Source organism: Kitasatospora sp. NPDC057738, from assembly GCF_042798815.1.
GTDB classification, from domain to species: domain Bacteria; phylum Actinomycetota; class Actinomycetes; order Streptomycetales; family Streptomycetaceae; genus Kitasatospora; species Kitasatospora lactacystinica.
The window spans coordinates 21525-37072 of the sequence record NZ_JBHVJT010000015.1; the positions used below are offsets into that span (position 1 = coordinate 21525).

Below are 15548 nucleotides of genomic sequence, written 5' to 3' on the forward strand. Positions count from 1 at the left end.
ACGGACCCTGCCAGCCGATAAAAATAGGACAAAAGCCCTGGAGGTCCAAACCTCCAGGGCTCTGATCCCTTGTCAGCAGCGGCAGTTGGGCGCCGTGGCGACTACGCGAGGGGGTCCGGAGCTGCGGTGATGCCCAGCTTGGCCAGCTCCGCCCTGCCGCCGTCGAAGGCGGTCAGCACCAGCGGGCCCTGCTCGGTGACGGCCACCGAGTGCTCCCAGTGCGAGGCCCAGGTGCCGTCGTTGGTGACGACCGTCCACTCGTCGTCCAGCACGGTGGTGTGCGGGGTGCCGAGCGAGACCATCGGCTCGATCGCCAGCACGGTGCCGGGGACCAGCTTCGGGCCCTTGCCGCGGCCGCGCTCGACGTAGTTCAGCACGTGCGGCTCCATGTGCATCGCGGTGCCGATGCCATGGCCGCCGTAGCCCTCGGTGATGCCCCACTTGCCCTTCGGCGGCAGCGGCTGGCGACGGATGAAGCCCTCGATCGCCTTGGAGACGTCCACCAGGCGGTTGTTCTTCTTCATCTGGGCGATGCCGGCCCACATCGAGCCCTCGGTGACCCGGCTCAGCATCTCGACCTCCGGGCTGACCTCGCCGACCGCCACCGTGATGGCCGAGTCGCCGTGCCAGCCGTCCAGGATGGCGCCGCAGTCGATCGAGATGACGTCACCCTCCTGGAGCACCCGCTCGCCGGGGATGCCGTGCACGACCTCGTTGTTCACCGAGGCGCAGATCACGCCCGGGAACCAGAGCCCGCCGTGGTGGGCCCGGAAGTTCGAGGTGGCACCGTGGCCGGTGATGACCTTGTCCGCGACGTCGTTGAGCTCCTGGGTGGTCACCCCGGGGACGACCGCCTCGCGACAGGCCTTCAGGGCCTCGGCGACGACCAGCCCGGCCGCTCGCATCTTCGCGATCTGCTCGGGGGTCTTGATCTCCACCATCTGGTCACGCCTTCCAAGTCCGGATTACCACTGCTACCACCGTACGACGCCGAAACGGCCGGGCCACCCGCGAGGGGCGGGCGACCCGGCCGTACCGTCGTACGTTCGCCGAGAGACTCAGCTGTCCCGCTTCAGCGCCTCGATGGCGCGGGAGGTGACCTCGTCCACCTTGCCGAGGGCCAGGATGGTCACCAGCAGCCCCTGCTCCTTGTAGTAGCCGATGATCGGCTCGGTCTCCGTGTGGTAGACCTCCAGACGGGTGCGCACCGCCGCCTCGGTGTCGTCGGAGCGCTGGTAGAGCTCGCCACCGCACTCGTCGCAGACACCCTCCTCCTTCGGCGGGTTGTACGCGACGTGGAACACGTGGCTGCCGTTCTTGCGGCACAGGCGACGGCCCGCGATCCGCTTGACGACCTCGTCCTCGGGGACCTCCAGGTCCAGGACGCCGTCCAGCTTGATGCCCTTCTCGGCGAGAAACTCGTCGAGCGCCTCGGCCTGGCCCAGGTTGCGGGGGAAGCCGTCGAGCAGGAAGCCGTTCTCGGCGTCCGCCTGGAGCATGCGGTCCTTGGCCATCCCGATGGTGACCTCGTCCGGTACCAGGCGGCCGGCGTCCATGTAGCCCTTGGCCTCGAGCCCCAGCGGGGTGCCCTGGCCGATGTTGGCACGGAACAGGTCGCCGGTGGAGATGTGCGGGATGGACAGGGTCTTGGCGAGCAGGTGCGCCTGAGTACCCTTCCCGGCCCCGGGAGGACCAACGAGGACGATACGCATCAGCGGAGGAACCCTTCGTAATTGCGCTGCTGGAGCTGGCTCTCGATCTGCTTCACAGTTTCGAGTCCGACGCCGACGACGATGAGCACGCTGGTGCCGCCGAACGGGAAGTTGGTCTGCTGTCCGAAGGCGACCAGGGCGATCATCGGGATCAACGCGATCAGGCCCAGGTAGAGCGAACCCGGCCACGTGATACGGGTCAGCACGTAGTTCAGGTACTCGGCCGTCGGTCGGCCGGCCCGGATACCCGGGATGAACCCACCATACTTCTTCATGTTGTCGGCAACTTCTTCGGGGTTGAAGGAGATGGCGACGTAGAAGAACGCGAAGAAGACGATCAGCAGGAAGTAGGTGGCCATGTAGATCGGGTGGTCACCCTTGACGAAGTTCGTCCGGATCCACGTGGCCCAGCCTGCCTGGCTGTTGGTCAGCTGGACCACCAGGGCGGGGATGTACAGCAGCGACGAGGCGAAGATGACCGGGATGACACCGGCCTGGTTCACCTTGAGCGGGATGTAGGTCGAGGTCCCGCCGAACGCGCGGCGCCCGATCATCCGCTTCGCGTACTGGACCGGGATCCGGCGCTGGGCCTGCTCGACGAAGATGACCAGCATCACGACGATGACGCCGACCGCGACCACCGAGAGGAACTCGACCCAGCCGCCGCCGATGGTGCCGGACTGCTTGATCGCCCACATCGAGGACGGGAACTGGGCCGCGATCGAGGTGAAGATCAGCAGCGACATGCCGTTGCCGATGCCGCGGTCGGTGATCAGCTCGCCGAGCCACATGATGACCGTCGTGCCGGCGGTCATGGTGAGCACCATGACGGCGATCCGGAACACGCCGGTGTCCGGGACGATCTGGTTGGCCAGCGGGCAGCCGGAGAACAGCGCACCGCTGGAGGCCGTCGCCACGATGCCGGTGCCCTGGAGCACGGCGAGCGCGATGGTCAGGTAGCGGGTGTACTGGGTGATCTTGGCCTGGCCGGCCTGTCCCTCCTTCTTCAGCATCTCCAGTCGCGGGATCACGACGGTGAGGAGCTGGAGGATGATGCTCGCCGTGATGTACGGCATGATGCCGAGGGCGAAGATCGTCAGCTGGAGGAGCGCGCCACCGCTGAACAGGTTGACGAGTCCGAAGAGGCCGCTGTTCTTGGTCTCCTTCACGCACTCGTTCACGGCCGTGAAGCTCACGCCCGGGATCGGGATGTGCGAGCCCAGGCGGAACAGCACCATGATGCCCAGCGTGAACAGCAGCTTCTTGCGCAGGTCGGGCGTCTGGAACGCCCGCGCGAACGCACTGAGCACGGTGCCTCCTGCGCCTCCCGCGCGTCGTCGGCGGGAGGGTCGGTCCTGAATGGGGAGTTTGGCGGTTCGGGCTCCCGTACAGACGGCACAGGCGAGCCTACGCGCAGCCTACAAGGGAACTCCACGGACTCTAACAGTGCGCAGCCACTCGGAAGAAGCGCGTACCACCCCTCCCCCACTCATGGGGTACGGGATGCCCGGGTTTGCCACACAAAAGAACGAGCGCCGTCCGGCCGGATATCCCCGGGAACGGCGCGAGCCCCGCACCTCCCGGAGGAGGTGCGGGGCTCGAAGCCGGTTGTCAGCGGGCTCAGACGAGCTCGGTGACCGTACCGCCGGCGGCGGTGATCTTCTCGGCGGCCGAGCCGGAGACGGCGTCGACCGTCACCTGCAGGGCAACCGAGATCTCGCCGGTGCCGAGCACCTTGACGAGGGAGTTCTTGCGAACCGCGCCCTTGGCGACCAGGTCCTCGACCGTGACCTCTCCACCCTGCGGGTAGAGCTCGGCCAGCTTGTCGAGGTTGACGACCTGGAAGGTGATCTTGAACGGGTTCTTGAAACCCTTCAGCTTCGGCAGGCGCATGTGGAGCGGCATCTGGCCACCCTCGAAGCGCTGCGGAACCTGGTAGCGGGCCTTCGTGCCCTTGGTACCACGACCAGCGGTCTTACCCTTGGAGCCCTCACCACGACCCACGCGGATCTTGTCGGTCTTGGCACCCGGGGCGGGACGCAGGTTGTGGATCTTGATCGGGTTGTCGCCCATGATCAGTCCACCTCCTCAACCGTCACCAGGTGACGGACCGTGTGGGCCATCCCGCGAATCTCGGGACGGTCCTCCTTGACCACCACGTCGTGCATGCGCTTGAGACCAAGCGAACGCAGGGTGTCACGGTGGTTCTGCTTGCTGCCGATGTACGACTTGGTCTGCGTGATCTTCAGGCGAGCCATCAGGCGCTCACCCCAGCAGCACGCGCCCGCAGCAGAGCGGCGGGGGCCACGTCCTCCAGCGGCAGACCACGACGGGCGGCGATCTCCTCGGGGCGCACGAGGCCCTTCAGAGCGGCCACCGTGGCGTGCACGATGTTGATCGCGTTGTCCGAGCCGAGCGACTTCGACAGGATGTCGTGGATGCCGGCGCACTCCAGGACGGCGCGCACCGGACCACCGGCGATAACACCGGTACCGGGGGCGGCGGGCTTCAGCAGCACGACGCCGGCGGCCTTCTCACCCTGGATCGGGTGCGGGATGGTGCCCTGGATACGGGGGACCTTGAAGAAGTTCTTCTTGGCCTCCTCAACACCCTTGGCGATGGCGGCCGGAACCTCCTTCGCCTTGCCGTAACCGACACCCACGGTGCCGTCACCGTCGCCCACCACGACCAGCGCGGTGAAGCTGAAGCGACGACCACCCTTGACAACCTTGGCGACACGGTTGATCGCGACGACGCGCTCGACGTAAGCGGTCTTCTCGACGGCGGGGGCGTTGCCCCGGTCGTCACGCTTACGGTCGCGCCGCTCGCCACCGCCGGTGCCACCGCCGGCGCCGCTACCGCGGCGCTGGGGTCCAGCCATTGGAATTACCTCTCTCGTTTACGTCCGTCGACAGAGTCGACGAGCGGCTTAGAAGTCGAGCCCGGCCTCGCGGGCCGCGTCCGCCAGGGCGGCGATGCGGCCGGCGTACCGGTTGCCCGCGCGGTCGAAGACGACCGACTCGATGCCGGCGGCCTTGGCGCGCTCGGCGACCAGGCTCCCGACCTTCTTGGCCAGCTCGGTCTTGTCGCCCTCGGCGCCCTTGATGGACACGTCGAGGGTGGACGCCGACGCCAGGGTGTGACCCTTGGCGTCGTCGATGACCTGGGCGACCATGTGACGGTTCGAGCGCGTCACGACGAGGCGCGGACGCACCTCGGTGCCGACGACGCGCTTGCGAACGCGGATCGCGCGGCGCTTGCGAGCGGCGCTCTTGTAGGCGTTGCCCTTGCCGATCTTGACAGAGACACTCATCGCTTACTTACCACTCTTTCCGACCTTGCGGCGGATGACCTCGCCCGCGTACTTGACACCCTTGGCCTTGTACGGGTCCGGCTTGCGCAGCTTGCGGATCTTCGCGGCGACCTCGCCGACCTTCTGCTTGTCGATGCCGTCCACGTGGAACTTGGTGGCCGACTCGACGACGAAGGAGATGCCCTCGGGCGCCTCGACGAGGATCGGGTGGCTGTAGCCCAGCTGGAACTCCATGTCGGAGCCCTTCGCCAGAACTCGGTAGCCGACACCGCTGATCTCCAGCGACTTGCGGTAGCCCGCGGTCACGCCGGTGATCATGTTCGCCACCAGCGTGCGGGTCAGGCCGTGCAGGGCCTTCGACTGACGCTCGTCGTTGGGGCGGGTGACAGCCAGAATGCCGTCCTCGCCCTTGCCGATCTCGATCGGCGCGGCGACGACGTGGGTGAGGGAGCCCTTCGGGCCCTTCACCGAGACCGTCTGGCCATCGATGGTGACGTCCACGCCAGCGGGGACCTGGATGGGCAGCCGTCCAATGCGCGACATTGCTGTACCTCCGTTTCCCGAATTACCAGACGTAGGCGAGAACTTCTCCGCCTACGCCCTTCTTGGCGGCCTGCTTGTCGGTCAGGAGGCCGGAGGACGTGGAGATGATCGCCACGCCCAGGCCGCCGAGAACCTTCGGCAGGTTGGTGGACTTTGCGTAAACGCGCAGACCCGGCTTGCTGATGCGCTTGATGCCGGCAATGGAGCGCTCACGGTTGGGGCCGAACTTGAGCTCGATGGTCAGCTTCTTGCCGACCTCGCCCTCGACGGGCTCCTCAACCTTGTAGGAGGAGATGTACCCCTCCTGCTGCAGGATCTCGGCGACGTGCGCCTTGATCTTGCTGGCCGGCATCGCCACGGTGTCGTGGTACGCCGAGTTCGCGTTACGCAGACGCGTGAGCATGTCTGCGATGGGGTCGGTCATGGTCATGATGGCCTCAGGCCTCTCTCGCCGCGGTTTCTCCGCGCCAGGTCCCCCTTACGCACTCTTCCGAGTTCGTCAGGGGCACAAGCGCAGGGGACCTGCGACGTCGTAAGACTGGGTGCGAGCCCTCCCTTGAGAGGGCCACGGACGTCCATGGGGAAGCCGTGGCAGGGGGCCCGACCCCACTACCTTACGGGAATCCGTACGGCAGGCCCAAAACGGGCCGGTGTGGGATCGGGCACCTCTGCTTCGCTGTGTGCCTAAAGCGCCTTGATTACCAGGAGCTCTTGGTCACGCCCGGCAGCTCGCCGCGGTGCGCCATCTCACGGAGGCAGACACGGCACAGGCCGAACTTGCGGTACACCGAGTGCGGACGGCCGCAGCGCTGGCACCGGGTGTAGGCCCGGACGCCGAACTTCGGCTTCCGCTCGGCCTTCGCGATGAGGGACTTCTTCGCCATTGGCTCACGCCTCCTTGAACGGGAAGCCCAGAGCGCGCAGGAGCGCCCGGCCCTCGTCGTCGGTCTGAGCGGTGGTCACGACGGTGATGTCCATACCGCGCTGACGGTCGACCTTGTCCTGGTCGATCTCGTGGAACATAACCTGCTCGGTCAGACCGAAGGTGTAGTTGCCACGGCCGTCGAACTGCTTCGGGGAGAGGCCGCGGAAGTCACGGATTCGCGGCAGGGCCAGCGAAACCAGACGGTCCAGGAACTCCCACATGCGGTCACCGCGGAGGGTGACGTGCGTGCCGATCGGCTGGCCCTCGCGCAGCTTGAACTGCGCGATGGACTTGCGAGCCTTGGTCACGGCCGGCTTCTGACCGGTGATCGCGGTCAGGTCGCGGATCGCGCCCTCGATCAGCTTGCTGTCACGGGCGGCCTCGCCGACACCCATGTTGACGACGACCTTGACCAGGCCGGGCGTCAGCATGACGTTCTCGTACGAGAACTGCTCCTGCAGCTGACCCTTGATCTCGGAGTTGTAACGCTCCTTGAGACGGGGGGTCACCTTCTCAACAGTCGTCTCAGACATCAGATGTCCTCACCGGTTCGCTTGGCAACGCGGATCTTGTTGCCCTCGTCATCGAAGCGGTAGCCAACGCGGGTGACGACCTTCTTGCCGTCCTTCTCCACGACCAGCTGGACGTTGGAGACGTGCACCGGGGCCTCGACGGTGACAATGCCACCCTGAGTGCCCGGGCCCGGCTTGGTGTGCTTCTTGACCCGGTTCACACCCTCGACCAGGACCTTGTTCTCGGCGGGCATGGCCTGGATGACCTTGCCCTGCTTGCCGCGGTCCTTGCCGGTGATGACCTGAACCAGGTCACCCTTCTTGATCTTCATGCTGTTCGCCATGAGTTAGAGCACCTCCGGCGCAAGCGAGATGATCTTCATGAACTTCTTGTCACGCAGCTCGCGGCCCACCGGGCCGAAGATGCGGGTGCCACGGGGGTCACCGTCGGTGTTCTTCAGAACAACCGCGGCGTTCTCGTCGAAGCGGATGTACGAGCCATCCGGACGACGACGCGACTTCACGGTACGGACGACGACGCACTTGACGACGTCACCCTTCTTCACCGAACCGCCGGGGATCGCGTCCTTGACGGTCGCGACGATGACGTCCCCGATACCGGCGTAGCGACGACCGGAGCCACCGAGAACGCGGATGCAAAGGATTTCCTTCGCGCCCGTGTTGTCGGCGACACGCAGTCGCGACTCCTGCTGGATCACAGCTTTCTCCTGATCGTCAACGAGAGCTGACGGGCCGGCCGCTGCTCACACCGGCGTCCCTCAGGGACCCGCTGCACATACGGCCGTACCACATCGGCTTCGTTACTTGGCCTTCTCGAGGATCTCGACGACGCGCCAGCGCTTCGTCGCGGACAGCGGGCGGGTCTCCGCGAGGAGGACCCGGTCGCCGATGCCGCAGGCGTTCGCCTCGTCGTGCGCCTTCAGCTTGTTCGTACGGCGGATGACCTTGCCGTACAGAGCGTGCTTGACGCGGTCCTCGACGGCGACGACGACGGTCTTGTCCATCTTGTCGCTGACGACGAGACCCTCACGGGTCTTGCGGAAACCGCGCGTCTCGTTGGTGTTCTCAGTCATCAGGCGTTCTCCACCGTCTCGATGCCCAGCTCGCGCTCGCGCATCAGGGTGTAGATCCGCGCGATGTCCTTGCGGACGAGCTTCAGCCGTCCGTGGTTGTCGAGCTGCCCGGTCGCCGCCTGGAAGCGGAGGTTGAACAGCTCCTCCTTGGCCTCACGGAGCTTGGCAACGAGACCCTCGTTGTCCAGCTCGCGGAGGTCAGCAGCCTTGGTGCCGGCCGACATCAGCTCTCACCTGCCTCGCGCCGGATGATCCGGCACTTCATCGGGAGCTTGTGAGCTGCGCGGGTCAGCGCCTCACGAGCCACCTTCTCGTTGGGGTACGACAGCTCGAACATGACCCGACCCGGGTGCACGTTCGCGATCCACCACTCGGGCGAACCCTTACCGGAACCCATGCGGGTCTCGGCCGGCTTCTTGGTGAGCGGACGGTCCGGGTAGATGTTGATCCAGACCTTGCCGCCACGCTTGATGTGACGGGTGACGGCGATACGAGCGGACTCGATCTGCCGGTTCGTCACGTAGGCCGGGGTGACGGCCTGGATGCCGTACTCGCCGAACGCGAGCTCGGTGCCACCCTTGGCAGCGCCGCGGCGCTTGGGGTGGTGCTGCTTGCGGTGCTTGACCCGACGGGGGATCAGCATTGGGGTCAGGCCTCCGTTCCGGTGTTCTCGGCAGCCGGAGCCTCGGCGGCCGCGGCCGCGGGGGCCTCGGCAGCGGCGGGGCGACGGCCACGGCCACCGCGCTCGCCACCACGGCGGTCGCCACCGCGGGCGGGACGACCACCCTCGGGACGGGCCGGGCGGTTGCCCGAGCGGGCAGCGGCGTTCTCAGCGCGGACCTCGGCGATGTTCTTGACGTCGCCCTTGTAGATCCAGACCTTCACGCCGATGCGGCCGAAGGTGGTCTTGGCCTCGAAGAAGCCGTAGTCGACGTTCGCACGCAGGGTGTGCAGCGGCACGCGACCCTCGCGGTAGAACTCCGAACGGCTCATCTCGGCGCCGCCGAGACGACCGGAGCACTGGACCTTGATGCCCTTGGCGCCGGACTTCATGGTGCCCTGCATCGACTTGCGCATGGCACGGCGGAAGGAGACGCGCGAGGACAGCTGCTCCGCGACGCCCTGAGCCACGAGCTGGGCGTCCAGCTCGGGGTTCTTGACCTCGAGGATGTTCAGCTGGACCTGCTTGCCGGTCAGCTTCTCGAGGTCGCCGCGGATGCGGTCGGCCTCGGTGCCACGGCGACCGATGACGATGCCGGGGCGGGCGGTGTGGATGTCGACGCGGACGCGGTCGCGGGTGCGCTCGATCTCAACCTTCGAGATGCCGGCGCGCTCCATGCCCTTCGTCATCATGCGACGAATGGCAACGTCTTCCTTGACGTAGTCCTTGTACAGCTTGTCGGCGTACCAGCGGGACTTGAAGTCCGTGCTGATGCCGAGGCGGAACCCGTGCGGGTTAACCTTCTGGCCCATTACCGGGTCCCTTCCTTGCTGCTGACGACCACGGTGATGTGGCTGGTCCGCTTGCGGATCCGGTAGGCGCGGCCCTGGGCACGCGGGCGGAACCGCTTCAGGGTCGGACCCTCGTCAACGTACGCCTCGCTGATGACGAGGTCGTCCACGTTGGAGTGGTTGTAGTTGTGCGCGGCGTTGGCAATGGCGCTGTCGAGCACCTTGCCGACCGGCACGGTGGCGGCCTGCGGAGCGAAACGCAGGACGGCCTGGGCCTCCGTGGCCGGCAGGCCACGGATGAGGTCCACCACGCGGCGGGCCTTCATGGGCGTGACGCGGATGTACCGCGCCTGGGCCCTGGCTTCCATGGTTGTCCCCTTAATGGAGTAAGTCATTGAGTCGTTCTGGCGGTGAAGCTCAGGCGACTAGCGACGCTTCGACTTGCGGTCGTCCTTGACGTGGCCGCGGAAGGTGCGGGTCGGAGCGAACTCGCCCAGCTTGTGGCCGACCATCGACTCGGTGACGAACACCGGGACGTGCTTGCGACCATCGTGAACCGCGATCGTGTGGCCGAGCATGGCCGGGAAGATCACGGAGCGACGGGACCAGGTCTTGATGACGTTCTGGGTACCCGCCTCGTTCTGCGCGTCCACCTTCTTGAGAAGGTGGCCGTCGATGAAGGGGCCCTTCTTGAGACTGCGCGGCATCTGACCTGCTCCTAGCGCTTCTTGTTGGTCTTGCGGCGGCGCACGATGAGAGCGTCCGACGCCTTCTTCGGGCGACGGGTACGACCCTCCTTCTGGCCCCACGGCGAGACCGGGTGGCGACCACCGGAGGTCTTACCCTCACCACCACCGTGCGGGTGGTCGATCGGGTTCATGGCCACACCACGCACGGTCGGGCGAACGCCCTTCCAGCGCATACGGCCGGCCTTGCCCCAGTTGATGTTCGACTGCTCGGCGTTGCCGACCTCGCCGACGGTCGCGCGGCAGCGCGCGTCCACCAGGCGGATCTCGCCGGAGGGCATGCGCAGGTGCGCCATCTTGCCCTCACGCGCCAGCAGCTGGATGCCGGAGCCGGCGGAGCGGGCCAGCTTGGCACCGCCACCGGGACGCAGCTCCACCGCGTGGATGGTGGTACCGACCGGGATGTTGCGCAGCGGCAGGTTGTTGCCCGGCTTGATGTCGGCGCCAGCGCCGTTCTCGATCCGGTCACCCTGCGCGATGCCGCGCGGCGCGATGATGTAGCGCTTCTCGCCGTCCGCGTAGTGCAGGAGCGCGATGCGCGCGGTGCGGTTCGGGTCGTACTCGATGTGCGCGACCTTGGCCGGCACGCCGTCCTTGTCGTGACGACGGAAGTCGATCACGCGGTAGGCGCGCTTGTGACCGCCACCCTGGTGGCGAACGGTGATCCGACCGGCGTTGTTACGGCCGCCCTTGCTGTGCAGGGGGCGAACCAGCGACTTCTCCGGCGTGGACCGCGTGATCTCTACGAAGTCGGCCACGCTGGAGCCACGACGGCCCGGCGTAGTCGGCTTGTACTTGCGGATGCCCATTTGGCTCTCTCGTCCTCGTCCTTATCGACGATCACGATCTCCGTTAGGAGACCGGACCACCGAAGATGTCGATGCGGTTGCCCTCGGCCAGCGTCACGATGGCGCGCTTGGTGTCCTTGCGCTTGCCAAAGCCCGTCTTGGAGCGCTTGCGCTTGCCCTGACGGTTGATCGTGTTGACAGCCTCGACCTTGACCGAGAAGACCGCCTCGACGGCCTGCTTGATCTGGGTCTTGTTGGCGCCCGGCGACACGATGAACGTGTACTTGTTCTCGTCGAGAAGGCTGTAGCTCTTCTCGGAGATGACCGGCTTCACCAGGACGTCACGGGGGTCCGTGAACGTCTTGCTCGTAACGTCGCTCATCAGGCGGCGCTCCCTTCGAGCTCGCCCTCAGCGGCAACGGCCTTGGCGGACGCGGCCGGACCGGCCACGAAACGCTCGAAGGCGGCCTGGGTGAAGACCACATCGTCGGAGACGAGCACGTCGTAGGTGTTCAGCTGACCGGCGTCCAGGATGTGCACGTGCGGCAGGTTACGAGCGGACTTCAGGCCCAGCTCGTCCTCGCGCTCGACGACCAGGAGGACGTTCTTGCGCTCGGTGATCTTGCCGAACAGGCCCTTGGCGGCCTTGGTCGACGGCACCTCGGCCGCGACCACGTCGGTGACGACGTGGATGCGGTTGTGGCGGGCCCGGTCGGTGAGCGCACCGCGCAGAGCGGCGGCGATCATCTTCTTCGGGGTCCGCTGCGAGTAGTCGCGCGGCACGGGACCGTGCACGACGCCACCGCCGGCGAACTGCGGCGCACGGGTCGAGCCCTGACGGGCGCGGCCGGTGCCCTTCTGGCGGTACGGCTTCTTGCCGCCGCCACGGACCTCGCCACGAGTCTTGGTCTTGTGGGTGCCCTGACGGGCCGCAGCGAGCTGCGCCACGACGACCTGGTGCATCAGCGGAACGCTGACCTTCGCGTCGAAGATCTCGGCCGGCAGCTCGAGGCTGCCGGTCTTGTCACCCGAGGGCGACAGGATGTCAATGGTGCTCATATCCTTCACAGCCCCTTCGCCGCGGTGCGGACGAGGACGAGGCCGCCGTTCGGGCCCGGGATCGCACCCTTGATCAGGAGCAGACCCTTCTCCGCGTCAACCGCGTGCACGGTCAGGTTCTGGGTGGTCACACGCTCGTGACCCATCCGGCCGGCCATCTTCAGGCCCTTGAACACGCGGCCCGGGGTGGCGCAGCCACCGATGGAACCGGGCGAACGGTGCTTGCGCTGCACGCCGTGACCGGCGCCGAGGCCCCGGAAGTTGTGGCGCTTCATGACACCGGCGAAGCCCTTGCCCTTGGAGGTGCCGGTCACGTCGACCTTGACACCCGCCTCGAACAGCTCGGCGGTGATCTCCTGGCCCAGGGTGTACTCGGACGCGTCCGAGGTACGCAGCTCGACCAGGTGGCGGCGCGGGGTGACACCGGCCTTGGCGAAGTGACCCGCGAGGGGCTTGTTCACCTTGCGGGGGTCGATCTCGCCGAAGCCGATCTGGACGGCGTCGTAGCCGGCCGGGCTGTCGGCGGTGTGGACCTGGGTCACGACATTGGGCCCAGCCTTGACGACGGTCACCGGGACGACCCGGTTGTTCTCGTCCCAGACCTGGGTCATGCCGAGCTTCTCGCCCAGGATGCCCTTAATCTGCTTAGCCATCTTCGGTGCGCCTCTCAGAGCTTGATCTCGATGTCGACGCCGGCCGGCAGGTCGAGACGCATCAGCGAGTCAACCGTCTTCGGCGTGGGGTCGAGGATGTCGATCAGACGCTTGTGAGTACGCATCTCGAAGTGCTCGCGCGAGTCCTTGTACTTGTGCGGCGAGCGGATGACGCAGTACACGTTCTTCTCAGTGGGCAGCGGCACCGGGCCCGCGACCTGCGCACCAGTACGGATCACCGTCTCGACGATCTTCTTCGCCGAAGAGTCGATGACCTCGTGGTCGTAGGCCTTGAGCCGGATGCGGATCTTCTGTCCCGCCATGGCTACTCAGTAGTCCTTTGTCCTTAGTCACTGCACGACAACCCTCCGACCCCCGCGCTCGGGCGTGTCGCACTCGCGCTTGCAAAAAACCAACGAATCACTTCGTCGGTTTAGAACTTTCGGGGTTGGGGGCGCCGGGTCGAGGCCCCGCTCACGCTTCCCGGAAGATTCCCGTACTTTCGCCCCGCAGCTGCCGTGGCGTAGAACTCACGCTTGACGGCCATCACGGGAACGACGAGTACATGGGACTCGCTTCCAGTCCTCCCGGCGGGAGGCGCGCAGCATCGGCACTCAACCGAGCAACTTGGACATACTGCCACATGGAGCAGCCCGGATGCCAATCGGGGCCGGTGAGGCGCTCCTCACCGGCCCCGATGGGGTGAACGCCCTGGTCAGTCCTTGCGCCAGAGCACCCAGCCGCGGTCCTTGTTGAACTTCGCGACGTGCCAGCCGGGCTTCGGATCCGGCCAGCTGGCCTCCGGCGGGGCGTCCTTGCCGGTGGCCGCCAGGAACGCGGTGGCCTTCTCCGGCGGGGTGTTGCCGCCCTTGACGTCGTCCGTCCAGACCCGGCCCCAGTAGACCTCGTAGGCCATCGCCATCCGGGTGTCCCAGTCGAGGTCCCAGTCCAGGACCACGTTGTCGCCCTTGCGCAGGCCCGCCTCCTTGGCCACGCCGACCGCCTGGTACTTGCGGAACTTGGCGTGCGGCTCGGAGACGTTGTCGGTGATGGCGACCGTCGCGTAGGCCGCGAACAGCGTCAGGCAGGCCACCACCGCGGCGACCACCCGGCGCCCGCCGGCCACCCGCAGCAGCAGGCAGGCGGCCAGCACCGCCAGCGCGCCGAAGCTCGTCCGGATCATGTGCAGGCCGTCCCAGGTCGAGGCCAGGAACATCGCGTCCGGCACCGTCCACGGGCTGATCCAGAGCTTGAGCGCGGCACCCGCGTACGCGCCGACCGACAGCTGGATGACACCGATCACCACCGTGCCGACCAGCGCCATCCACAGCAGCGCACGGACCCCGGCCCGGAACAGCGCGGTCAGGCCGACCACCAGGAACAGCGGCACCAGCACCGCGCAGTACCGGGCGTACACCCAGTTGTCGGTCCGGTCGTTGTCCGCCAGGCCGGCCGCCGAGGCCAGCGCGGTGCCGAACAGCATCGCCACCATGGTGAAGGCCACCACCCGCTCGGCCACCGAGTACCGGCGCCGGAACACCACCACCACGCACAGCACGAGGGCGATCGCCCCGAAGCCGTACGTGGAGGTCATGAAGTACCACAGCTGCCCGAACGTGCGGGCGACGATCGTGCCGATGTACTTGCTGTCCTCGAGGTTCTCGAAGACCTTGTTGCCGACGTCGCTCGGCGGCACGTCCTTGAACCGGCTCTCGACGAAGCCGGCCAGCAGCTTGGCGCCCAGGTACGACACCCCGAGCGCGCCGACGCCGGCCAGCGAGGCGAGCCGCGGCGCCCAGCCGAGGACCAGCACCACGACCAGCACCAGCCCCGTCAGCGCCACGACCACGCCGCCCCGGTCGTGGGTGGCCATCGTGTAGCCGGCCGCCAGGCCCATCCCCGCCGCGTACAGCGCGCGGCGGCGCGCCGTGCCGGGCGAGAGCCAGCCGTGCATCGCGAGCACCCAGGCCAGCAGGAGCACCGGCAGCACGGTGTCCGACATGACGAACTGGGAGTAGAAGACCACCGGCGGCACCACCGCCACGGCGGTGCCCACCAGGTACGCCTGCGGCCGGGACAGGCCCAGCCGGCGCGCCGCCACCACGGCCAGCGGGAACACCAGCGCGTTGAGCACCGCGTTGATGCCCATCACCAGGTGGTACGCGGTGGCCGGGTTGTCGGCGATCCGCAGCGCCGGCGAGATCAGCAGCGGGTAACCGCCCGGGATCACCACGCCGACCGGCATCTCGGTGGTCGGCCGGCCGGCCAGCACCCGCGCTATCACCAGGTACGAGTCCTCGTCGGCGTGCACCGACGGGAAGTAGTTGTGGATCGACAGCACCAGGCGGAACGCCACCTGCGCGCCGTACCCGAGCAGCAGGGCCGCCGGCCAGAACCAGCGGTGGGCGGCGAGCGCCCGCAGCCGGACCGGCACGACCTGGGCCGGGGTGCCGGGCGCGCTCCCGTCGCCGCCCTCACCCCGGCGCGGCCCGTCGGACGTGTGGGCAGAGTCGATCAGCGGCTGCACCGAGACACTTCCCTACTTGTATGAGTTGACGATCTCGTCATGGCCGGTTCCGGACGGCGCGCCACGGGTCCTGCCACCACGCGTCGAAGCGCATCGGCAGTGTGCCACGCGGTGATCGGCCGGAGCCAACGCACTCCTCGCCCCTGGACGACAACGACCCGCCGGGGAACGGTGGTTCAGCCCGCGCTGATCCCCCGATCGAGGTGCTGGCAGAATCGCGGTGT

General features: G+C 67.2%; 25 protein-coding genes. All 25 read right to left on the minus strand.

The annotated features are described in order from the left end of the window. Window positions 1–101: 101 nt before the first annotated feature. The 25 genes from map to ACFVGO_RS10785 all read right to left on the minus strand — a co-directional run bounded on the left by map (window position 102) and on the right by ACFVGO_RS10785 (window position 15324). Entirely contained in the window at window positions 102–941 is an 840-nt protein-coding gene (map, locus tag ACFVGO_RS10665) for a type I methionyl aminopeptidase (RefSeq protein ID WP_359897507.1), read from the minus strand. A gap of 117 nt (window positions 942–1058) precedes the next feature. Next, window positions 1059–1712, minus strand: coding sequence for an adenylate kinase (locus ACFVGO_RS10670; RefSeq protein WP_359897508.1), 654 nt, complete (start codon window positions 1710–1712; stop codon window positions 1059–1061). Next, window positions 1712–3022 carry a preprotein translocase subunit SecY gene (gene secY, locus ACFVGO_RS10675; RefSeq protein WP_359820423.1) on the minus strand — a complete coding sequence of 437 codons (1311 nt, stop codon included), beginning with the start codon at window positions 3020–3022 and terminating at the stop codon, window positions 1712–1714. The genes ACFVGO_RS10670 and secY overlap by 1 nt, the downstream gene beginning before the upstream one ends. A gap of 310 nt (window positions 3023–3332) precedes the next feature. Continuing rightward, entirely contained in the window at window positions 3333–3785 is a 453-nt protein-coding gene (gene rplO, locus ACFVGO_RS10680) for a 50S ribosomal protein L15 (RefSeq protein WP_255752515.1), read from the minus strand. 2 nt (window positions 3786–3787) lie between these two features. After that, on the minus strand, window positions 3788–3970 hold the full coding sequence (gene rpmD, locus ACFVGO_RS10685; RefSeq protein ID WP_030055835.1) for a 50S ribosomal protein L30: 183 nt from the start codon (window positions 3968–3970) through the stop codon (window positions 3788–3790). Then, window positions 3970–4593 (minus strand): 30S ribosomal protein S5, encoded by a 624-nt coding sequence (rpsE, locus tag ACFVGO_RS10690; RefSeq protein WP_030055834.1) that lies wholly within the window; start codon window positions 4591–4593, stop codon window positions 3970–3972. The genes rpmD and rpsE overlap by 1 nt, the downstream gene beginning before the upstream one ends. Window positions 4594–4641: 48 nt before the next feature. Then, the gene (gene rplR, locus ACFVGO_RS10695) at window positions 4642–5025 is read right to left on the minus strand and encodes a 50S ribosomal protein L18 (RefSeq protein ID WP_030280785.1); all 384 of its coding nucleotides are present in this window, start codon (window positions 5023–5025) and stop codon (window positions 4642–4644) included. Window positions 5026–5028: 3 nt separating this feature from the next. Continuing rightward, on the minus strand, window positions 5029–5568 hold the full coding sequence (gene rplF, locus ACFVGO_RS10700) for a 50S ribosomal protein L6 (protein WP_030393304.1): 540 nt from the start codon (window positions 5566–5568) through the stop codon (window positions 5029–5031). 22 nt (window positions 5569–5590) lie between these two features. Next, complete coding sequence (gene rpsH, locus ACFVGO_RS10705; RefSeq protein ID WP_033824224.1) at window positions 5591–5998, minus strand: 30S ribosomal protein S8; 408 nt, start codon at window positions 5996–5998, stop codon at window positions 5591–5593. 268 nt (window positions 5999–6266) lie between these two features. Continuing rightward, window positions 6267–6452 carry a type Z 30S ribosomal protein S14 gene (locus tag ACFVGO_RS10710; RefSeq protein WP_030393303.1) on the minus strand — a complete coding sequence of 62 codons (186 nt, stop codon included), beginning with the start codon at window positions 6450–6452 and terminating at the stop codon, window positions 6267–6269. A gap of 4 nt (window positions 6453–6456) precedes the next feature. After that, window positions 6457–7026 (minus strand): 50S ribosomal protein L5, encoded by a 570-nt coding sequence (gene rplE / locus ACFVGO_RS10715; RefSeq protein ID WP_030393302.1) that lies wholly within the window; start codon window positions 7024–7026, stop codon window positions 6457–6459. Then, on the minus strand, window positions 7026–7337 hold the full coding sequence (gene rplX, locus ACFVGO_RS10720) for a 50S ribosomal protein L24 (protein ID WP_030055828.1): 312 nt from the start codon (window positions 7335–7337) through the stop codon (window positions 7026–7028). Before rplX ends, rplE begins: the two co-directional genes overlap by 1 nt. Before the next feature lie 15 nt (window positions 7338–7352). Beyond that, on the minus strand, window positions 7353–7724 hold the full coding sequence (rplN, locus tag ACFVGO_RS10725) for a 50S ribosomal protein L14 (protein WP_030393301.1): 372 nt from the start codon (window positions 7722–7724) through the stop codon (window positions 7353–7355). A 102-nt stretch (window positions 7725–7826) separates the two neighbouring features. Next, on the minus strand, window positions 7827–8099 hold the full coding sequence (rpsQ, locus tag ACFVGO_RS10730) for a 30S ribosomal protein S17 (protein ID WP_030055826.1): 273 nt from the start codon (window positions 8097–8099) through the stop codon (window positions 7827–7829). After that, complete coding sequence (rpmC, locus tag ACFVGO_RS10735; protein ID WP_063348970.1) at window positions 8099–8323, minus strand: 50S ribosomal protein L29; 225 nt, start codon at window positions 8321–8323, stop codon at window positions 8099–8101. Before rpmC ends, rpsQ begins: the two co-directional genes overlap by 1 nt. Then, a complete protein-coding gene (gene rplP, locus ACFVGO_RS10740; protein WP_030055824.1) occupies window positions 8323–8742 on the minus strand; it encodes a 50S ribosomal protein L16 in 420 nt (139 codons plus the stop codon). The genes rpmC and rplP overlap by 1 nt, the downstream gene beginning before the upstream one ends. 5 nt (window positions 8743–8747) lie before the next feature. Beyond that, window positions 8748–9572, minus strand: coding sequence for a 30S ribosomal protein S3 (rpsC, locus tag ACFVGO_RS10745; RefSeq protein ID WP_359820416.1), 825 nt, complete (start codon window positions 9570–9572; stop codon window positions 8748–8750). Next, window positions 9572–9919 carry a 50S ribosomal protein L22 gene (gene rplV / locus ACFVGO_RS10750; RefSeq protein WP_030055822.1) on the minus strand — a complete coding sequence of 116 codons (348 nt, stop codon included), beginning with the start codon at window positions 9917–9919 and terminating at the stop codon, window positions 9572–9574. The genes rpsC and rplV overlap by 1 nt, the downstream gene beginning before the upstream one ends. Before the next feature lie 57 nt (window positions 9920–9976). Then, complete coding sequence (gene rpsS / locus ACFVGO_RS10755; RefSeq protein WP_030055821.1) at window positions 9977–10258, minus strand: 30S ribosomal protein S19; 282 nt, start codon at window positions 10256–10258, stop codon at window positions 9977–9979. An 11-nt stretch (window positions 10259–10269) separates the two neighbouring features. After that, window positions 10270–11106 carry a 50S ribosomal protein L2 gene (gene rplB / locus ACFVGO_RS10760; protein ID WP_320440637.1) on the minus strand — a complete coding sequence of 279 codons (837 nt, stop codon included), beginning with the start codon at window positions 11104–11106 and terminating at the stop codon, window positions 10270–10272. Between the two features lie 43 nt (window positions 11107–11149). Next, entirely contained in the window at window positions 11150–11467 is a 318-nt protein-coding gene (gene rplW / locus ACFVGO_RS10765; protein ID WP_030280768.1) for a 50S ribosomal protein L23, read from the minus strand. Further along, window positions 11467–12144, minus strand: a complete 678-nt coding sequence (gene rplD, locus ACFVGO_RS10770; protein WP_359897509.1) for a 50S ribosomal protein L4 — start codon at window positions 12142–12144, stop codon at window positions 11467–11469. Before rplD ends, rplW begins: the two co-directional genes overlap by 1 nt. Window positions 12145–12149: 5 nt before the next feature. Next, window positions 12150–12797 (minus strand): 50S ribosomal protein L3, encoded by a 648-nt coding sequence (gene rplC / locus ACFVGO_RS10775; RefSeq protein WP_189916064.1) that lies wholly within the window; start codon window positions 12795–12797, stop codon window positions 12150–12152. 14 nt (window positions 12798–12811) lie between these two features. Continuing rightward, the gene (gene rpsJ, locus ACFVGO_RS10780; RefSeq protein ID WP_012785157.1) at window positions 12812–13120 is read right to left on the minus strand and encodes a 30S ribosomal protein S10; all 309 of its coding nucleotides are present in this window, start codon (window positions 13118–13120) and stop codon (window positions 12812–12814) included. Between the two features lie 392 nt (window positions 13121–13512). Further along, window positions 13513–15324: a hypothetical protein gene (locus ACFVGO_RS10785; protein ID WP_380631387.1), complete on the minus strand. Its 1812-nt coding sequence runs from the start codon at window positions 15322–15324 to the stop codon at window positions 13513–13515. Between the last annotated feature and the right edge of the window lie 224 nt (window positions 15325–15548).